The following is a 16,362-nucleotide window of genomic DNA, read 5'->3' on the forward strand; positions in this document are numbered from 1 at the left end:
GCGCACGTGCGGCGCGGTCAGTGGGGGTGGAGCGCCCGGGCGGCCGCGTCCGGGTCGTCGATCAGCCGCTCCACCAGCCCGCGGCCGGCGGCGCCGATCGGGGTGTACACGATCATCCGGGTGCCGGGGGCCGCGGTGACGTCCAGGTTGGTGGTCTGGGTGCGGATCTCGCCGACGGCGGGGTGCCGGAAGACCTTCACCCGCGCCTCCGGCAGCGCGACGTCGTGCGACGCCCACAGCCGCGCGAACTCGGGGCTGGCGGCCCGCAGCCGCCGGACGAGGTCCTTCCAGGCGGGCTCGTCCAGGTGGCCGCTGTAGCGGTACCGGAACATCGCGACGTACAGCGGCGCCTCCTCGGCGAAGTTCACCACCGGGTTGCAGCACGGCGGCAGCGTGAACGTCATCCACAGCGAGTTCCGCTCGCACGGGCGGGCCGCCGGGATCTGCGGGAAGATCGCCGCGTAGCCGCGGTTCCAGGCGAGGATGTCGGAGCGCCCGTTCACGACCGCGGCGGGCATCGGGTCCAGGGCGTCCAGGATCGGCTGGACGGTGCGGGGCAGCGTCCCCGCGTCGTCGGGGACGGCGGTGTCGGGCACCTCGGCGAGCCGGTACAGGTGCTCCCGCTCGGCGCCGTCCAGCCGCAGGGTGCGGGCGACCGCGTCGAGGACCTGCGGGCTCGCGTTGATCGGTCGCCCCTGCTCCAGCCACGTGTACCAGGTGACGCCGACCCCGGCGAGCTGCGCGACCTCCTCGCGGCGCAGCCCCGGCGTGCGGCGCCGGGGGCCCGGCGGCATCCCGACGTCCGCGGGCGTGATCCGCTCCCGCCGGGTGCGCAGGAACGCGGCCAGCTCGGTCCGGCGCCGCGGGCCGCCCCGCGCGTCCCCGCGCCCGTCCGTCCCGGTCGTCGCTCCCGGCCGCGTACCCGGCTGGATTCCCGTCACCGTCACCGCTCCAGAGTGCCTCGGCCCGCGCCCCGCATCCAGGTGCCGTCAGTACCAGTATCGGAGGGCTCTCGTTACCGGTACCGAAGCCTCGCGAGGCTGATCCCCATGACACAGACAACCGATCTGCGCGGGAGCATTCCCGACCAGGGGCCGCGGACGGGATCCGGCGGGCGGGCCCTCGCCCTGATACTCCTCGGCCAGTTCATGGCCGTCCTCGACGTCAACGTCGTCAACGTGGCGCTGCCGTCGCTGCGGGACGACCTGGACGCCTCCGGCGCGGGCCTGCAGCTCGTCGTGGCCGGATACACGATCTCCTACGCCGTCCTGCTGATCACGGGGGCCCGGCTCGGCGCCGTCGCGGGCCACCGGCGGATGTACCACCTGGGGCTGGCGGCGTTCACGGCCGCCTCGCTGGCCTGCGGGCTGGCGCCGTCGGTGTGGACGCTCGTGCTGTTCCGGTTCCTGCAGGGCGCCGCCGCCGCGCTGATGACACCGCAGGTCATGTCGATGATCCAGCGCGACTTCACGGGCGCGGCGCGGGCCCGGGCGCTGGGCTTCTACACGGCGATCATCGCGGGCGGCGTCGTCGTCGGGCAGGTGGCGGGCGGCCTGCTGGTGAGCGCGGACCTGTTCGGCGCGGGCTGGCGGTCGGTGTTCCTGGTGAACGTCCCGATCGGGATCGTCCTGCTGCTGGCGGGCCCGCGCCTGCTGGCGCCCGACGGCCGCCCCGGACGGGCGTCGCTGGACGTGCCGGGCCTGCTGACGCTGACCCCCGCGGTGCTGCTGTTCGTCGTGCCGCTGATCCTCGGCCACGAACTCGGCTGGCCGGTGTGGGGCTGGATCTCGCTGGCCGCGGGCGCCGGTTTCCTGGCCGCCTTCGTCGCCGTGGAGCGGCGCCTGACGGCGCGGGGCGGGCGGCCGCTGCTCTCCCCGGGGGCGCTGCGCGCGCCCCGGATGATCCCCGCGTGCGTCGCGATCCTGGCCGGGCCGGGGAGCTGGGGCTCGTTCCTGTTCACCACGACCCTGCACCTGCAGGGCGACCTGGAGATGTCGCCGATGGAGTCGGGGCTGGCGTTCGTGCCGTGCGTGGTCGCGTTCGGGTTCGTCGGGCTGACCTGGCAGCGGCTCCCGGCCCGGTGGCACCGGCCGCTGATCCCGGCCGGGTTCGCGCTCGCCGCCGCGGGCTACCTGTGGGTGGGGCCGCTCGCGGGCGGCGGCGCGGGCTACGAGGCGCTGACCGCGGTGATCGGGTTCGGTCTCGGCGTGATGTCGATCATCATGACGGCCGCGCTGGAGCACGTCCCGGCCGGGGACGCGGCGGACGCCAGCGGCCTGCTGCTGACGATCATGCCGCTCGCGAACGTCGTCGGCATCGCGACCATCGGGACCCTGTTCCTCTCGCTGGCGGGCGACTCCGGCTCCACCCGGCACGCCGAGTACGGCACCGGCTGGGCGCTCGCGGCGGTCGCCGCGGCGGGCGTCGTCGCGGGCCTGCTGCTGGCCCGCCGCCGTCCCGCCGGGGCTCAGTAGCCCTCGAGCCGGGCGCGGTCGGCCTCGACGCCGGGCGGGAGGGGCCGGCGGTCCCGCAGCACGCGGGGCAGCATCCGGACGGCGGCGGCGAGCCCGGCGCGGCCGTCCGGGGTGCGCAGCGCGGACGCGGCGGCGCGGGCCACCACCCGCGGCGGGCGCCGCAGCCACGCCGTGAGGAGCCGGTTGCGGACCTCCCGGCGGCGGCGCCCGGCCGGGTCGCGGCCCGCCCGCGACGGATGGTGGTGGACGACCAGCTCGGGCACGTACGCCAGCCCCCAGCCCGCGGCGGCCAGGTCGAGGGCCAGCAGCTCCTCCTCGCCCGCGAAGTGCAGGACGTCCGAGAAGCCTCCGGCGTCGAGGAACGCGTCGCGCCGCACGACGACCGAGCAGGCGAGGAAGCCGAGGATCGCGGGGCCCGGCAGCCCGTCCGGGCGGCCGAGGGGCGCGGCGGCCATCTCGTCCGACACCGGCTCGAGCCGTTCCTCCGGCCCGACGAGCACGCGGGCCGCGAGCAGCGCGACCCGCGGGTGCGCGTCGAGGATCTCGACGGCGCGGGCCAGCGAACCGGGCGCCCACCAGGAGTCGTCGTCGGCGAACGCGACGTAGCGGGTGCCGGCCTCGACCGCGCCGGCGTTGCGGGCGGCGGCGCCGCGGTTGCCCGGCAGCCGCAGCACCCGGGCGCCCGCCGCCGCGGCGACGTCGGCGGTGCCGTCGGCGGACGCGTTGTCGGCGACGATCACCGGGGCGGCGTGCCGGGCGAGGCTGCGGCGCAGCTCCGGGGCGCGGTCGCGGGTCGCGACGACGATCGTGACCCCGGACGTCTCGGGCGGACGCACGCGGACGGCGGCGGCTTCGGCGCGGATGTCGGTCATGTGCGGGTCCCTCCCGGTGGCCGGTCAGCTCACGTAACGGCGGGCCCTGGACGTCCGCTGGGACTCCTCCAGGGTGCGCAGGCGGTCCTCGACGTCGCGGGGCAGCGGGCGGCGCTCCCGCGCGACCCAGCCGAGCCCTGCCGCGGCCTCCGCGAGCGCCGCGGCGGTGACCCGGTCGCGGGGCAGCGTGCGCAGCAGCCCGGCGGTGCGGCGCGCGGCGGCGGGCAGCGGGCGGCGCAGCCAGGTGAACCACAGCGTGTTGCGGATGCCGTGGCGGCGCCGCAGGTGCGCGTCCCGCACCGGGGACGGCGCGTGGTGCACGACGACGTCCTCGGCGTAGCACAGGTGCCAGCCGCGGGTCATCAGGTCGGCGCTGAGCAGTTCCTCCTCGCCGCCCAGCCACAGCCGCGGCGAGAAGCCGCCCGCCTCCCGGAACGCCGCGACGCGGATCATGGACGCGCCCGCCAGGAACGACCCGAGCACGGGCCCCGGGAGCCCGCGCGGGCCGGGGACGGGCGAGTCCCGCAGTTCGGGGACGATCGGGTCCTCGCGCCCGCCGGGTTCCACCAGGATCCGGCCGGTGACGACGGCGAGCCGCGGGTGCGCGTCCAGCATCGCCGCCGCGCGGGCCGGGGCGTCCGGCTCCCACCAGGTGTCGTCGTCGCAGAACGCTGCGTACGGCGTGCGCACGTGGTCGACCGCGAGGTTCCGCGCGACGGCCCCGAGGTTCTCCGGCGACCTGACCAGCCGTACCTCGGGGAACTGCGCGGCGACCGCGTCCGCGGTGCCGTCCCCGGAGGCGTTGTCGACCACGATGACCGGCGGGCCGTCCGGCAGGGCCCGCAGCCGGGCGAGGACCGCCAGCAGGGACTCCCGCCGGTCCCGGGTGATGACGACGACGGTGTAGCGCATGGGTCGGCGCTACCCCGGGCGCGGCCCCTCATGCGCCCCCCGGGGCCGGGATCGGCGCTGACGTGCCACTTCTCTCACCAGTGCCTTTTCACCTCTGCTGCGTTTAGCGCCCCAGTTCTCGGCAATGCCCGGAATTACCTATAGGGGATTTCCGCTCCCCACCCGATGTCTATGACGCAGACATCGCCATTCCACATCGACCGTGCGCCGAACGGGGCTTTGTCATGCGTGTGCTCGGAATCAATGCGATCTTTCACGATCCGGCCGCCGCGCTGGTGGTGGACGGCCGTGTCGTGGCCGCCACCGAGGAAGAGCGGCTCAGCCGCCGCAAGCACGGGAAGCGGCCGGTCCCCTTCTCCGGCTGGGAACTGCCGGAGAAGGCGGCCCGCTGGTGCCTGGACCGGGCCGGGCTGGAGCCCGGCGACCTCGACGCGGTGGCCTACTCGTACGATCCGAGCCTCGTCGAACCGGACCTCGACGGGCACGACGTGAACTGGGAGCGGCTTCGCACGCTGTACGCGCGGCGGGCGCCGAACTTCCTGGCCACCGCGCTCCCCGGGCTCGACCCCGGGATCGTCCGGTTCGTCCCGCACCATGTGGCGCACGCGGCGTCCGCGGCCCTCGCCGCGCCCGGGCCCGGCGAGGGCGACGTCCTCGTCCTGGACGGCCGCGGCGAGTCCCACTCTCACCTGGCCGGGACGTACGCGAACGGCGACCTCACGCCGCTGCACGCGCAGCGGCTGCCGCACTCGCTCGGGCTGATGTACGAGGACCTGACCGAGCACCTCGGCTTCCTGCGCTCCAGCGACGAGTACAAGGTGATGGCCCTGGCCTCCTACGGGGAGCCGCGGTTCCTCGACGAGCTGCGCGAGCACGTCGCCGCGACCGGCGACGGCGGTTTCGCGGTCGCGCCGATCGACTGGGGCGCGCTGGCGAAGGCCCGCACGGCGGACGCCGAGTGGACCCGCGACCACGCCGACCTCGCCGCGAGCGTCCAGACCCGCCTCGAGGAGGTGCTGCTCGACCTCGCGGGCTGGCTGCACGGCCGCACCGGATCGTCCCGCCTCATGCTGGCCGGCGGCGTCGCGCTCAACTGCGTCGCCAACTCCCGCCTCGCCGAGGCCGGACCCTACGACGAGCTGTGGGTGCAGCCCGCCGCGGGCGACGCCGGCACCGCCCTCGGCGCGGCCCTGCACGTGGCGCGCTCGTCCGGCGACGAGATCGAGGCGATGCCGGGCGCCGACCTCGGGCGCGGCTGGGACGACGACGAGATCGCCGCCCGCCTCGACGTCGCGAAGATCCCCTACGAGCGTCCCGCCGACCTGGCCGCGACCGTGGCCGAGGCCCTCGCGCACGACCAGGTCGTCGCATGGTTCCAGGGCCGCTCGGAGTTCGGCCCGCGCGCGCTCGGGCACCGCTCCCTCCTGGCCCACCCGGGGCACGCCGCGAACGTCGAGCGGCTCAACGACGTGAAGGGCCGCGAGCAGTTCCGGCCGATCGCGCCGATGGTGTCCCTCGACCGGGCGGCGGAGATCTTCGAGGGCCCGCTGCCCAGCCCGTACATGCTGTTCGTCCACGACGTGCGGCCGGAGTGGCGGGAGCGGATCCCCGCGGTCGTGCACGTCGACGGGACCGCCCGCATCCAGACGGTCGCGGACGACGACGAGCCCCTCGTCGCCCGGCTGCTGCGCGAGTTCGACCGCCGCACCGGGATCCCCGTCGTGATCAACACGAGCCTGAACACCGCGGGACGCCCGATGGTCGACGACCCCCGCGACGCGCTCGAATGCTTCGGGTCCGCCCCGGTGGACCTCCTCGCCATCGGCCCGTTCGTCGTCCGCCGCCGGGAGGTGCACGCCTGATGGACTACACCGTGGTCGTGCCGACCGTCGGGCGGGAGAGCCTGCGCGGCACGCTGAGCGCGCTGCTCGCCGCCCTCGGCGGCGCCGCGCCCGCGCCGCACGAGATCATCGTCGTCGACGACCGTCCGGCCCCCGGCGCGCCGCTGCCGCTCCCCGACACCGGCGGGCAGGCCCTGCGCGTGCTGCGCTCGGGCGGGCGCGGCCCGGCCGCCGCCCGCAACACCGGCTGGCGGGCCGCCGCGACCGAGTGGATCGCGTTCCTCGACGACGACGTCGTCCCCGGCCCCCGCTGGCCGGAGCGCCTCGCCGCCGACCTCGCGGACCTGCCGCCCGAGGTCGCCGGCTCGCAGGGCCGCGTCGTCGTGCCGCGCCCGGAGGGCCGCCGCCCCACCGACTGGGAGCGCAACACCATCGGGCTCGAGACCGCCGAGTGGATCACCGCCGACATGGCGTACCGGCGCGGCGCGCTGGCCGAGGTCGGCGGCTTCGACGAACGGTTCCGCCGCGCGTACCGGGAGGACGCCGACCTCGCGCTCCGCGTCCTCGACACCGGCCGCGTCCTCGTCCGGGGCGACCGCGAGGTCACGCACCCGGTCCGTCCCGCCGGCTTCTGGGCGTCCGTCCGGGCGCAGGCCGGCAACGCCGACGACGTGCTCATGCGGCGCCTGCACGGCCCTTCCTGGCGCTCCCGCGCCGGCGAGGGCCGCGGCCGCCTCCGCGAGCACGTCCTCACCACCACCACGGCCACCCTGGCCCTCATCGCAACCCCGACGGCCCTCCGCCGAGCCCAGACCACCGCACGCCACCAAAGCCCAACCCACGGCTCGGACCTCTGGCGCCGGACGGCCACGCAGCGCGGACCGGCACTGTTCGCGGCCTCTGCCATCAGGCGCGGTCGGGAGGCCGCGCGGGGGTTGGGGGCCGGTGGAGTGGTCGCCGTGGTGGCGGGGGCGGGTTGGGGCGCGCTGACCGTGCGGTTCGCGGCGGAGCGGATCCGTCCGGGGCCCCGGACGGCCGGTGAGATCGTCAAGATGGCCGTGACCAGCGTCGTGATCCCGCCCGTGGCGGTGCGGCACCGGGTGCGGGGGTTGCTCCTGCACGGGCGGGCGCGGCCGTGGGCCGGGCCCCGGGTGGTGCTGTTCGACCGCGACGACACGCTGATCCGGGACGTCCCGTACAACGGGGACCCGGCGCGGGTGGAGCCGATGCCGGGGGCGCGGCGGGCGCTGGACCGGCTGCGGCGGCACGGCGTGCGGATCGGGGTCGTGTCGAACCAGTCGGGCGTGGCCAAGGGCCGCATCACGGCGGGCGACGTGCGCCGGGTGAACGCGCGGGTGGAGGAGCTGCTCGGACGCATCGACGTGTGGGAGTTCTGCCCGCACGACGGGGACGACGGGTGCGGCTGCCGCAAGCCCGCGCCCGGCATGATCGAGCGGGCCGCACGGCGGCTCGGGGCGCTGCCGTCGGAGATCGCGGTGATCGGCGACATCGGGCGGGACGTCGAGGCCGCGGCGGCGGCGGGGGCGCGGGGCATCCTGGTGCCGACCGCGCGGACGCTCCCGGCGGAGATCGCGGCGGCGAAGGAGACGGCGCCGACGCTGCGCGCGGCCGTCGAGCTCGTGCTGGGCGGGGGGCGGCGCCGATGAGGGTCCTCGTCGCACGCCAGGACAACATCGGCGACGTGCTGCTCGCCGGGCCCGCGGTGCGGGCCGTGGCGGGGCGCGCCGACGAGGTGGCGTTCCTGTGCGGGCCGCGCGGCCGCGCCGCCGCCGACCTGCTGCCCGGCGTGGACCGGGTGATCGAGTGGTGCGCGCCCTGGATCGACCCCGAGCCGGGCCCCGTCCGGCAGGACGACGTCGACCGGCTCGTCGAGCTGGTGCGGGGCTTCGACCGGGCGCTGATCCTCACGTCGTTCCACCAGTCGCCGCTGCCGCTGGCGCTGCTGCTGCGGCTCGCGGGCACCCCGTGGATCGGGGGGATCAGCGAGGACTACCCCGGGTCGCTGCTGGACCTGCGGCACCGGCCCGACGCCGACATCCCCGAGCCGCTGCGGATGCTCGCGCTGGCCGAGGACGCCGGGTTCCCGGCCCCGGCCGACACCCGGCTGCGGGTGCGCGGGCCGCTGCCCGACACCGCCCACCTGACGGGCGGCCCCGGCTACGTGATCGTCCACCCCGGGACGTCGGTGCCGGCGCGGGCGTGGCCGCCGGAGCGCTGCGCCGAGGCCGTGCGGCTGCTGGCCGCGGCGGGGCACCGGGTCGTCGTCACCGGGCACGGCGACGAGAAGGAGTTGACCGCGCGGGTCGCCGGGGAGAGCGGCCTGGACCTGGGCGGACGGACGTCGCTGCCGGAGCTCGCGTCGGTCCTGGCGGGCGCGCGGGCGGTGGTCGCGGGCAACACCGGGCCCGCGCACCTGGCGGCGGCCGTCGGCACGCCGGTGGTGTCGCTGTTCGCCCCGACGGTCCCGGCGGCGCGGTGGGCGCCGTTCGGGGTGCCGATGGCGCTGCTGGGCGACCAGCAGGCCCCCTGCAAGGACACCCGCGCCCGCGAGTGCCCGGTCGACGGGCACCCGTGCCTGGCGTCCGTCACCGCCGACGAGGTCGCCGCGGCCGTGGAGGTCGTGGCCGCCGTACCGGAGGAGGTCCCCGCCCGATGAGAGTCCTGATGTGGCACGTGCACGGTTCGTGGGCGACCTCGTTCGTGCACGGTCCGCAGACCACGCTCGTCCCCGCCGTCCCGGACCGGGGCCCGGACGGGCGCGGCCGCCCCGACACCTTCGTCTGGCCGGACCGCGCCGTGGAGGTCCCGCACGACCGGCTGCGCGACGAGCACGTGGACGTCGTCGTCCTGCAGCGCCCCCACGAGCTGCGGCTCACCGAGGAGTGGCTCGGCCGCCGGCCCGGGATCGACGTCCCCGCCGTCTACGTCGAGCACGACACCCCCCGCCGCACCCCCGCCGACGCGAGCCTCCCCGAGGAGGTCGTCCCGGACAGCCGGCACTTCCTGCACGACCGCGCCGACATCCCGGTCGTGCACGTCACGAACTTCAACCGCCTGTTCTGGAACTGCGGCCGCGCCCCCGTCACGGTCATCGAGCACGGCGTGGTGGACCCCGGCTACCGGTACACCGGCGAGATGCCCCGCGCGGCCGTGGTGATCAACGATCCGCTGCGCCGGGGGCGCGTCACCGGCGCCGACCTCCTCCCCGAGCTGGCCGCCGCCGTCCCGCTGGACCTGTTCGGGATGAACGTGGTGGACGCGCCCGCACGGCTCGGCGTCCCCCCGGAGTCGCTGTGGACCTTCGAGGACCTGCCGCAGGCGCGGATGCACGCGGAACTCGCGCGCCGCCGCGTCTACGTCCACCCCTACCGGTGGACCTCGCTCGGCCTCGCGCTGATCGAGGCGATGATGCTCGGCCTCCCCGTGGTGGCGCTCGCCACGACGGAGGCGGTCGAGGCGGTGCCGCCGGAGGCGGGGGTGCTGTCGACCCGCGTCGGCACGCTCGCCGACGCGGCCGCGGCCCTCGCCGCCGACCCGCCGCGCGCCCGCCAGCTGGGCAAGGAGGCGCGGGCCTTCGCCGTGGAACGGTACGGGCTCCCGCGGTTCCTGCGCGACTGGCAGCGAACACTCACGGAGGTAACGCGATGAGGATAGCCATGATCTCCGAGCACGCCAGCCCGCTGGCCGCCAAGGGCGGCCTCGGCGGGGCCGACGGCGGCGGGCAGAACGTGTTCGTCGCGGAACTGGCCGCCGAACTGGGCCGGCAGGGGCACTACGTCACGGTCTACACCCGGCGGGACGCGCCCGCCCTGCCGCGCCGGGTGCGGCTGGCGCCGGGCGTCACGGTCGAGCACGTCCCCGCGGGGCCGCCCGAGCACGTCCCCAAGGACGACCTGCTGCCGTGGATGAGCGACTTCGGCCGCCACCTGCGGGACCGGTGGTCCACGGAGCCGCCGGACGTCGCGCACGCGCACTTCTGGATGAGCGGCCTCGCGGCGATCCAGGCGGCGGACGCGGCGGAGGAGCGGCACGTCCCGGTCGTGCAGACCTACCACGCGCTCGGCACCGTGAAGCGCCGCCACCAGGGCGCCAAGGACACGAGCCCGGCGGGGCGGATCCGGCTCGAGCGGGCCATCGGCCGCGGCGCCGACGCGATCATCGCGACGTGCTCGGACGAGGTGGACGAGCTCACCGCGATGGGCGTCCCGGGCGAGCGGGTCTCGGTCGTGCCGTGCGGGGTGGACCTGGACCTGTTCGGCCCCGGCGACCCGGCGGCCGGCCCGCCCGGGGGCGCCGGACCGGACGGCCGGCACCGGCTCGTGGTCCTGTCCCGGCTCGTCGAGCGCAAGGGCGTCGACACCGCGATCCGGGCGCTGGCGCACCTGCCGGACGCCGAGCTGGCCGTCGCCGGGGGCCCGCCGCACGGCGACCTGGACGCCGACCCGGAGATCCGCCGGCTGCGCGGGGTCGCCGCGGAGGCGGGCGTGGCCGACCGGGTCGACTTCATCGGGCGGGTCGCCCGTGCGGACGTCGCGCCGCTGCTGCGGTCGGCGAGCCTCGTGGTGACCCTCCCCTGGTACGAGCCGTTCGGCATGGTGCCGCTGGAGGCGATGGCGTGCGGCGTCCCGATCGTCGCGACCGCCGTCGGCGGGCACCTGGACACCGTCGTGGACGGCGGCACCGGGCTGCTGGTCCCGCCGCGCGACCCGGAGGCCGCCGCGCGGGCGATCCGGGAGCTGCTGGACGATCCGGTGCGCCGCGCCGCGATGGGCATTGCGAGCGCCGACCGGGCCCGCACCCGCTACTCGTGGGCGCGGGTCGCCGCCGACACCGCCGGCGTGTACCGGCGGGCGGCCGAACTCTGCGAGGTGGCCGCATGACGGAACGGAGCACGCGGAGCGACGTCATGCGGCGGCTTCTGCCGGGGGGCGTGGCGGGCCGTCCCCCGCAGGAAGCGGGCATGACGACCCGGGCGGCGCGCGCGAGCACGCTCGCCGCCGCGCAGGACGCGCGGCTGGAGGCGCTGGCCGAGGCGGCGCTCGCGTTCCGCGAGCACGTCCCGACGATCACCGCGTGGGGCCGCCGCCTCGCCCGCGTGCTGGACTCCGGCGGACGGCTGCTGGCCTGCGGGAACGGCGGCAGCGCGGCGGAGGCGCAGCACCTGACGGCCGAGCTGACCGGACGGTTCGAGGACGAGCGGCGGCCGCTGTCGGCGATCCCGCTGCACGGCGACACGTCCGCGGTGACCGCCATCGGCAACGACTACGGGCCGCTGGACGTGTTCGCCCGGCAGGTCCGGGCGCACGGCCGCCGCGGGGACGTGCTGATCTGCCTGTCCACGAGCGGGAACAGCGCGAACGTGATCGAGGCGGCACGGGCGGCGCGGCGAACCGGGATGTCGGCCTGGGCCGTGACCGGCCCCTGCCCGAACCCGCTCGCCGCCGCGTGCGACGACGCGATCGCGGTCGACGCCGGGGCGACCTCGACCGTCCAGGAGATCCACCTCGCGGCGATCCACCTGCTGTGCGGGGTGGTCGACGAGACCCTGGGGGTGCGTTCATGACGGGACCGCTGGTGGTGATCGGGGACGTCCTGCTGGACGTCGACATCGTCGGCAGCAGCAGCCGGCTGTGCCCGGACGCGCCCGTGCCGGTGGTCGAGCAGGCGGAGGAGCGGCCGCGTCCGGGCGGCGCCGGGATGGCGGCGCTGCTCGCGGCGGCGGAGGGCCGGGACGTGGTCCTGGTAACGGCGCTCGCCGACGACGATCCGGGCCGCCGGCTGCGCGCGATGCTGGAGCGGCACGTGGACGTCGCGGCGTTCCACCTGCACGGCGGCACCCCGTGCAAGCTGCGGATCCGGTCCGGCGGGCAGTCGGTGGCGCGGCTGGACGCCGGGGAGGGCGAGGCGATGGACGGGCCGGTGGGCCCGCGCGTCGCCGAGGCGATCTCCGGCGCCGGGGCGGTGCTGGTGTCCGACTACGGCCGGGGCGTCACCCGGCACCGCGCCGTCCGCTCGCTGCTCGCGGACCTGCCGCCGGGCGTCCCGGTGGTGTGGGACCCGCATCCGCGCGGGGAGCCGCCGGTGCCGGGGGTGGTGCGGCTGCTCACCCCGAACGAGGAGGAGGCGGCGCGGCTCGCCGCCGCCGACGGCGCCGACATCTCCGGCTTCGGGCTGTCGGCGGCGGGCCGCCGCGGCCGGCATCTCGGCCGGTCGTGGGGCATCGAGGGCGTCGCGGTGACGCTCGGCGCGGAGGGGGCGCTGCTGTGCGACGGGTCGGAGGCGCCGTTCCTGGCGCCCGCCGAACCCGCCCGCGGCGACTCCTGCGGGGCGGGCGACAGCTTCGCCGCCGGGGCCGTCCAGGCGCTGGCGGACGGCGGCCCGCTCACCGCGGCCGTCACCGAGGGGGTCCGGCGGGCCTCGGAGTTCGTCCGGGCGGGCGCGGCGGCGGGCGTCGCCGCGCAGCTCGCCGAGACCGGCACGGCGCGGCTGGTGCCCGAGCGCGGCGAGGACGCCTGGGACGTCGTCGAGCGGACGCGGCGCGCGGGCGGGACGGTGGTGGCGACCGGCGGCTGCTTCGACCTCCTGCACGCGGGCCACGTCAGCATGCTGCAGCAGGCGCGGCGGCTCGGCGACTGCCTGATCGTGTGCGTGAACTCGGACGCGTCGGTGCGGCGCCGCAAGGGGCCGTCCCGGCCGGTGACGCCGGCCGCCGACCGCGTCCGGGTGCTGGAGGCGCTGAGCGACGTGGACGCCGCCGTCGTGTTCGACGACGACACCCCGGCGCCGCTGCTGGAGCGCCTGCGGCCCGACGTGTGGGTGAAGGGCTCCGACTACGCCGGGACGACGCTGCCCGAGGCGGGGACCGTCCGGGCGCACGGCGGCGAGGTCGTCCTGCTGCCGATGCTCGAAGGGCGCTCCACGACGCGCCTGCTGTCGACCACGAAGGGACATGCCTCATGAACGTGCTCATCACCGGCGGCGCGTCCGGACTCGGCGCGGCCGTGGCGCGGCGCGTCGCCGCCGACGGCGGGAAGCCGCTGATCCTGGACCTGCATCCGCCGAAGGACGACTTCCCCTGCATGCAGGCGGACCTGGCCGACCGGCACTGCGCCGAACGGGCCGTGCACGGGCTGGCCCGCGCCAACGGCGGGCTGCACGCCGTCGTCACGGCCGCCGGGATCGACGCGTGCGGCCCGCTGAACGACGTGCCCGCCGAGGACTGGGAGCGGGTCGTGCAGGTGAACCTGCTGGGCACGGCCGCGGTGATCCGCGCCGCGATCCCCTACCTGGAGAATAAGCCGAAGGGGCGGATCGTGACGGTCGCGTCCACGCTCGGGTTCCGCGCGTTCCCGGACGCCACCGCGTACTGCGCGTCGAAGTTCGGGGTCGTCGGGTTCACCCGCGCGCTGGCGGCGGAGCTGGCCGGGCGGGTCGGCGTGACGATGGTGGTGCCCGGCGGCATGGACACCGCGTTCTTCGACGGCCGGGACCCGCAGTACCAGCCGGGTCCGGACGCCAAACTGAACCGGCCCGAGGACGTCGCGGCGACCGTGGCGTTCGCGCTCGCCCAGCCGGCGGGCTGCGAGGTGCGGGAACTGGTCGTCGCGCGGTCCGAGGAGCCCTCGTGGCCGTGATCCCGGACCCGGCGGGCGCCGACCCGGCGGACGGCGATCCGGCACGCGGCGATCCGGCTCGCGGCGATCCGGCGGGCGGGGCGCCCGCGCGGCGGATGCTGGTGCTGCGGGCCCTCGGGCTCGGCGACCTGCTGACCGCCGTCCCGGCGCTGCGGGCGCTGCGGCGCGGCGCCCGGTCCGGCGGCGGGCGCGGCGCCCGGATCACCCTCGCGGCGCCGGGCGCGCTGGCGCCGCTCGCCCGCGCGACGGGCGCGGTCGACGCCGTCCTGGACACGTCCGGTCTGGCCGGTCCGCCGCTGCGGGCCCGGCCGGTGGACACGGCCGTCAACCTGCACGGCAGCGGACCGGAGAGCCACCGGCTGCTCGCCGCCGCCCGGCCGCGGCGGCTGCTCGCGTTCGCCCACCCCGCCCTTCCGGAGATCGGCGGGCCGGAATGGGACGCCGGCGAGCACGAGACGGCGCGCTGGTGCAGGCTCGTCGCGGCGTACGGGTTCGACCCCGATCCCGGCGACCTGGACCTGCCGCGCCCGCGGACGGCGTCCCCGGCGCCCGGCGCCGTCGTCGTCCACCCCGGCGCCGCGTACCCGGCCCGCCGCTGGCCCGCGGAGCGGTTCGCGGCCGTCGCGGCGGCGCTGCGGGACGCCGGCGAGCGGGTCGTCGTCACCGGCGGCCCCGGCGAGACGGCCCTCGCCGGGCGCGTCGCGGACCTGGCCGGGCTCGGCGCCGCGGCCGATCTCTCCGGCCGCACCCCGCTCCCGGCGCTCGCCGCGCTGGTCGCCGGCGCGCGCCTGGTGGTGTGCGGCGACACGGGCGTGGCGCACCTGGCGACGGCGTACCGCACGCCGTCGGTCGTCCTGTTCGGCCCGACGCCGCCGGACCTGTGGGGCCCGCCTCCGGACCGGCCCGAGCACACGGTGCTGTGGGCCGGGCGGCGCGGCGACCCGCACGGCGCGGCGCCGGACCCCGGCCTGCTGGAGATCACCGCGGACGACGCCGCCCGCGCGTCCGTCCGGGCCCTGGCGGCGCACGACCGCCGGGCACGAGCACCGCAACACTGCTGAGGGGGACATGATGAGACATCCACGCGCCGTCGTGACCGGGGGCTCGGGCTTCCTCGGCTCGCACCTGTGCGAGGCGCTGCTGGCCCGCGGGATCTCCGTGGTGTGCATGGACAACCTGCTGACCGGGACGTCCCGCAACATCGCGCACCTGACCGAGCGCGGCGACTTCAGGTTCGTCAAGCGCGACCTCACCGAGCCGGTGCACGTGCCCGGCGACGTCGGCTACGTGTTCCACCTGGCGTCGGCGGCGTCCCCCGCGGACTACCTGCGGCTGCCGGTCCAGACGATGGAGGTCGGCAGCCAGGGCACCCGCCACGCGCTGGACCTCGCCGAGAGCAAGGGCGCCCGGTTCGTGCTGGCGTCCACCTCCGAGGTCTACGGGGACCCGCTCGTCCACCCGCAGCCCGAGTCGTACTGGGGGAACGTCAACCCGGTGGGGCCGCGCAGCGTGTACGACGAGGCGAAGCGGTTCGGGGAGGCGCTGACGTCGGCGTTCCGGCACGCCCGGGGCCTGGACGCCGCGATCGTGCGGATCTTCAACACCTACGGCCCGCGGATGCGGCCCGACGACGGCCGCGCCATCCCGACGTTCCTGCGACAGGCGCTGACCGGCGAGCCGCTGACCGTCACCGGGGACGGCTCGCAGACCCGCTCGATCTGCCACGTCGACGACACCGTCCGCGGCATCGTCGCGCTGGCGCTGTCGGACCACCCGGGGCCGGTGAACATCGGGAGCCCGTACGAGGTGTCGATGGCGGAGCTGGCCCGGCTGATCATCGAGCTGACCGGGTCGTCGTCGACGCTGCGGTTCGTGGACCGGCCGGAGGACGACCCGCGCGTGCGGCGGCCCGACACGACGCTGGCCGAGGAGGTCCTCGGCTGGCGGCCGCGCATCGGCGTCGAGGAAGGGCTGCGCACCACGATCGAGTGGTTCGCCCGCGAGCTGCCGGTGGCGCGCCCGGCCTGATCGGCCGCGCCCGTCCGGGACGGCGCCCCCGGGCGGGGAACAGGACACAAGCGGACGGCCGCGGCGGGTTCCTCCCCGTCGCGGCCGTTCCGTCTGCCGGACCGTCCGCCCGTCCCCGGCCGGCCGGTCCGTCCTTCCCTCTCAGCCGGAGTGGCCGGCGGTCATCAGGTCCCTGATGTCGGCGGGGAGCGCGTCCCCGACCTTCCGCATGGTGGCGCCCTCGGTGGCCTCGTCGGTGACCTCGAGCACCACCCGCGCCAGGTACGCGGCGCGCGGATCGTCGGTGCCGGCGCGGGCGGCGATCCGTTCGACGAAGTCGTGCCGGTCGAACCGCTCCCCGCTGCCTCCGCCGCCGTAGACCTCGGTCCGGCGCAGGTGCTCGCCGATCTCGTGTGGCAGCTGCGCGGCGAGGTTGTCGGCGAGGCCCTCCGGGACCCGTTCGCCGAGCGTCTCCAGGACGGCGCGCGTCGCACGCTCCGCCTGGCTCCAGCCGGGGAGGCGGGCGCGGTCCTGCACCTGGCCTATGAACTCCTCGTGCCGCATGGCGGACTCCTTCCTGTCCTGCCTGCAGTGATGTGCC

Annotated in this window: 15 protein-coding genes; 11 read left to right on the plus strand and 4 right to left on the minus strand. The window is 76.8% G+C overall.

Features of this window, described 5'->3' with window-relative positions; genetic code table 11:
* Positions 1 to 17: 17 nt before the first annotated feature.
* Positions 18 to 947 carry a helix-turn-helix transcriptional regulator gene (locus AB0L25_RS31420; protein WP_500176358.1) on the minus strand — a complete coding sequence of 310 codons (930 nt, stop codon included), beginning with the start codon at positions 945 to 947 and terminating at the stop codon, positions 18 to 20.
* A 102-nt stretch (positions 948 to 1,049) separates the two neighbouring features.
* On the opposite strand from AB0L25_RS31420, the gene AB0L25_RS31425 reads away from it, so the two are divergent.
* Positions 1,050 to 2,474: an MFS transporter gene (locus AB0L25_RS31425; RefSeq protein WP_500176359.1), complete on the plus strand. Its 1,425-nt coding sequence runs from the start codon at positions 1,050 to 1,052 to the stop codon at positions 2,472 to 2,474.
* Here AB0L25_RS31425 and AB0L25_RS31430 read toward each other — a convergent pair.
* Both AB0L25_RS31430 and AB0L25_RS31435 read right to left on the minus strand, forming a co-directional pair.
* Positions 2,468 to 3,346, minus strand: a complete 879-nt coding sequence (locus AB0L25_RS31430) for a glycosyltransferase family 2 protein (protein ID WP_500176360.1) — start codon at positions 3,344 to 3,346, stop codon at positions 2,468 to 2,470. The two genes, AB0L25_RS31425 and AB0L25_RS31430, sit on opposite strands and share 7 nt — an antisense overlap.
* A 24-nt stretch (positions 3,347 to 3,370) precedes the next feature.
* On the minus strand, positions 3,371 to 4,258 hold the full coding sequence (locus AB0L25_RS31435; protein ID WP_500176361.1) for a glycosyltransferase family 2 protein: 888 nt from the start codon (positions 4,256 to 4,258) through the stop codon (positions 3,371 to 3,373).
* A 224-nt stretch (positions 4,259 to 4,482) separates the two neighbouring features.
* Here AB0L25_RS31435 and AB0L25_RS31440 point away from each other — a divergent pair, with 224 nt between their 5' ends.
* Genes AB0L25_RS31440 through AB0L25_RS31485 form a run of 10 tightly spaced genes read left to right on the plus strand, consistent with a single transcriptional unit; the run spans position 4,483 to position 15,782 of the window.
* Positions 4,483 to 6,120, plus strand: a complete 1,638-nt coding sequence (locus tag AB0L25_RS31440) for a carbamoyltransferase family protein (RefSeq protein ID WP_500176362.1) — start codon at positions 4,483 to 4,485, stop codon at positions 6,118 to 6,120.
* On the plus strand, positions 6,120 to 7,766 hold the full coding sequence (locus tag AB0L25_RS31445; RefSeq protein ID WP_500176364.1) for an HAD-IIIA family hydrolase: 1,647 nt from the start codon (positions 6,120 to 6,122) through the stop codon (positions 7,764 to 7,766). Before AB0L25_RS31440 ends, AB0L25_RS31445 begins: the two co-directional genes overlap by 1 nt.
* A complete protein-coding gene (locus AB0L25_RS31450) occupies positions 7,763 to 8,776 on the plus strand; it encodes a glycosyltransferase family 9 protein (protein ID WP_500176365.1) in 1,014 nt (337 codons plus the stop codon). The genes AB0L25_RS31445 and AB0L25_RS31450 overlap by 4 nt, the downstream gene beginning before the upstream one ends.
* A complete protein-coding gene (locus AB0L25_RS31455) occupies positions 8,773 to 9,768 on the plus strand; it encodes a glycosyltransferase (protein WP_500176366.1) in 996 nt (331 codons plus the stop codon). The genes AB0L25_RS31450 and AB0L25_RS31455 overlap by 4 nt, the downstream gene beginning before the upstream one ends.
* A complete protein-coding gene (locus tag AB0L25_RS31460) occupies positions 9,765 to 11,000 on the plus strand; it encodes a glycosyltransferase (protein ID WP_500176367.1) in 1,236 nt (411 codons plus the stop codon). Before AB0L25_RS31455 ends, AB0L25_RS31460 begins: the two co-directional genes overlap by 4 nt.
* On the plus strand, positions 10,997 to 11,683 hold the full coding sequence (locus AB0L25_RS31465) for a D-sedoheptulose-7-phosphate isomerase (protein ID WP_500176368.1): 687 nt from the start codon (positions 10,997 to 10,999) through the stop codon (positions 11,681 to 11,683). The genes AB0L25_RS31460 and AB0L25_RS31465 overlap by 4 nt, the downstream gene beginning before the upstream one ends.
* A complete protein-coding gene (gene rfaE2 / locus AB0L25_RS31470; protein ID WP_500176369.1) occupies positions 11,680 to 13,080 on the plus strand; it encodes a D-glycero-beta-D-manno-heptose 1-phosphate adenylyltransferase in 1,401 nt (466 codons plus the stop codon). Before AB0L25_RS31465 ends, rfaE2 begins: the two co-directional genes overlap by 4 nt.
* Positions 13,077 to 13,754, plus strand: coding sequence for an SDR family oxidoreductase (locus AB0L25_RS31475; RefSeq protein ID WP_500176370.1), 678 nt, complete (start codon positions 13,077 to 13,079; stop codon positions 13,752 to 13,754). Before rfaE2 ends, AB0L25_RS31475 begins: the two co-directional genes overlap by 4 nt.
* Positions 13,745 to 14,815: a glycosyltransferase family 9 protein gene (locus tag AB0L25_RS31480; protein WP_500176371.1), complete on the plus strand. Its 1,071-nt coding sequence runs from the start codon at positions 13,745 to 13,747 to the stop codon at positions 14,813 to 14,815. Before AB0L25_RS31475 ends, AB0L25_RS31480 begins: the two co-directional genes overlap by 10 nt.
* Before the next feature lie 10 nt (positions 14,816 to 14,825).
* Positions 14,826 to 15,782 (plus strand): NAD-dependent epimerase/dehydratase family protein, encoded by a 957-nt coding sequence (locus tag AB0L25_RS31485; RefSeq protein WP_500176372.1) that lies wholly within the window; start codon positions 14,826 to 14,828, stop codon positions 15,780 to 15,782.
* Between the two features lie 141 nt (positions 15,783 to 15,923).
* On the opposite strand, the gene AB0L25_RS31490 is transcribed toward AB0L25_RS31485, so the two are convergent.
* Complete coding sequence (locus AB0L25_RS31490) at positions 15,924 to 16,325, minus strand: DUF2267 domain-containing protein (RefSeq protein ID WP_500176373.1); 402 nt, start codon at positions 16,323 to 16,325, stop codon at positions 15,924 to 15,926.
* Positions 16,326 to 16,362: the final 37 nt, after the last annotated feature.

It is taken from the genome of Spirillospora sp. NPDC052242 (assembly GCF_040679555.1).
In the GTDB taxonomy this organism is placed as follows: Bacteria; Actinomycetota; Actinomycetes; order Streptosporangiales; family Streptosporangiaceae; genus Spirillospora.

Excerpts from the sequence above, each read along its gene's own strand:
- AB0L25_RS31425 (WP_500176359.1), top strand. The coding sequence starts at position 1,050 with ATGACACAGACAACCGATCTGCGCGGGAGCATTCCCGACCAGGGGCCG.
- AB0L25_RS31430 (WP_500176360.1), bottom strand. The coding sequence starts at position 3,346 with ATGACCGACATCCGCGCCGAAGCCGCCGCCGTCCGCGTGCGTCCGCCC.
- AB0L25_RS31435 (WP_500176361.1), bottom strand. The coding sequence starts at position 4,258 with ATGCGCTACACCGTCGTCGTCATCACCCGGGACCGGCGGGAGTCCCTG.
- AB0L25_RS31440 (WP_500176362.1), top strand. The coding sequence starts at position 4,483 with ATGCGTGTGCTCGGAATCAATGCGATCTTTCACGATCCGGCCGCCGCG.
- AB0L25_RS31445 (WP_500176364.1), top strand. The coding sequence starts at position 6,120 with ATGGACTACACCGTGGTCGTGCCGACCGTCGGGCGGGAGAGCCTGCGC.
- AB0L25_RS31450 (WP_500176365.1), top strand. The coding sequence starts at position 7,763 with ATGAGGGTCCTCGTCGCACGCCAGGACAACATCGGCGACGTGCTGCTC.
- AB0L25_RS31455 (WP_500176366.1), top strand. The coding sequence starts at position 8,773 with ATGAGAGTCCTGATGTGGCACGTGCACGGTTCGTGGGCGACCTCGTTC.
- AB0L25_RS31460 (WP_500176367.1), top strand. The coding sequence starts at position 9,765 with ATGAGGATAGCCATGATCTCCGAGCACGCCAGCCCGCTGGCCGCCAAG.
- AB0L25_RS31465 (WP_500176368.1), top strand. The coding sequence starts at position 10,997 with ATGACGGAACGGAGCACGCGGAGCGACGTCATGCGGCGGCTTCTGCCG.
- rfaE2 (WP_500176369.1), top strand. The coding sequence starts at position 11,680 with ATGACGGGACCGCTGGTGGTGATCGGGGACGTCCTGCTGGACGTCGAC.
- AB0L25_RS31475 (WP_500176370.1), top strand. The coding sequence starts at position 13,077 with ATGAACGTGCTCATCACCGGCGGCGCGTCCGGACTCGGCGCGGCCGTG.
- AB0L25_RS31485 (WP_500176372.1), top strand. The coding sequence starts at position 14,826 with ATGAGACATCCACGCGCCGTCGTGACCGGGGGCTCGGGCTTCCTCGGC.
- AB0L25_RS31490 (WP_500176373.1), bottom strand. The coding sequence starts at position 16,325 with ATGCGGCACGAGGAGTTCATAGGCCAGGTGCAGGACCGCGCCCGCCTC.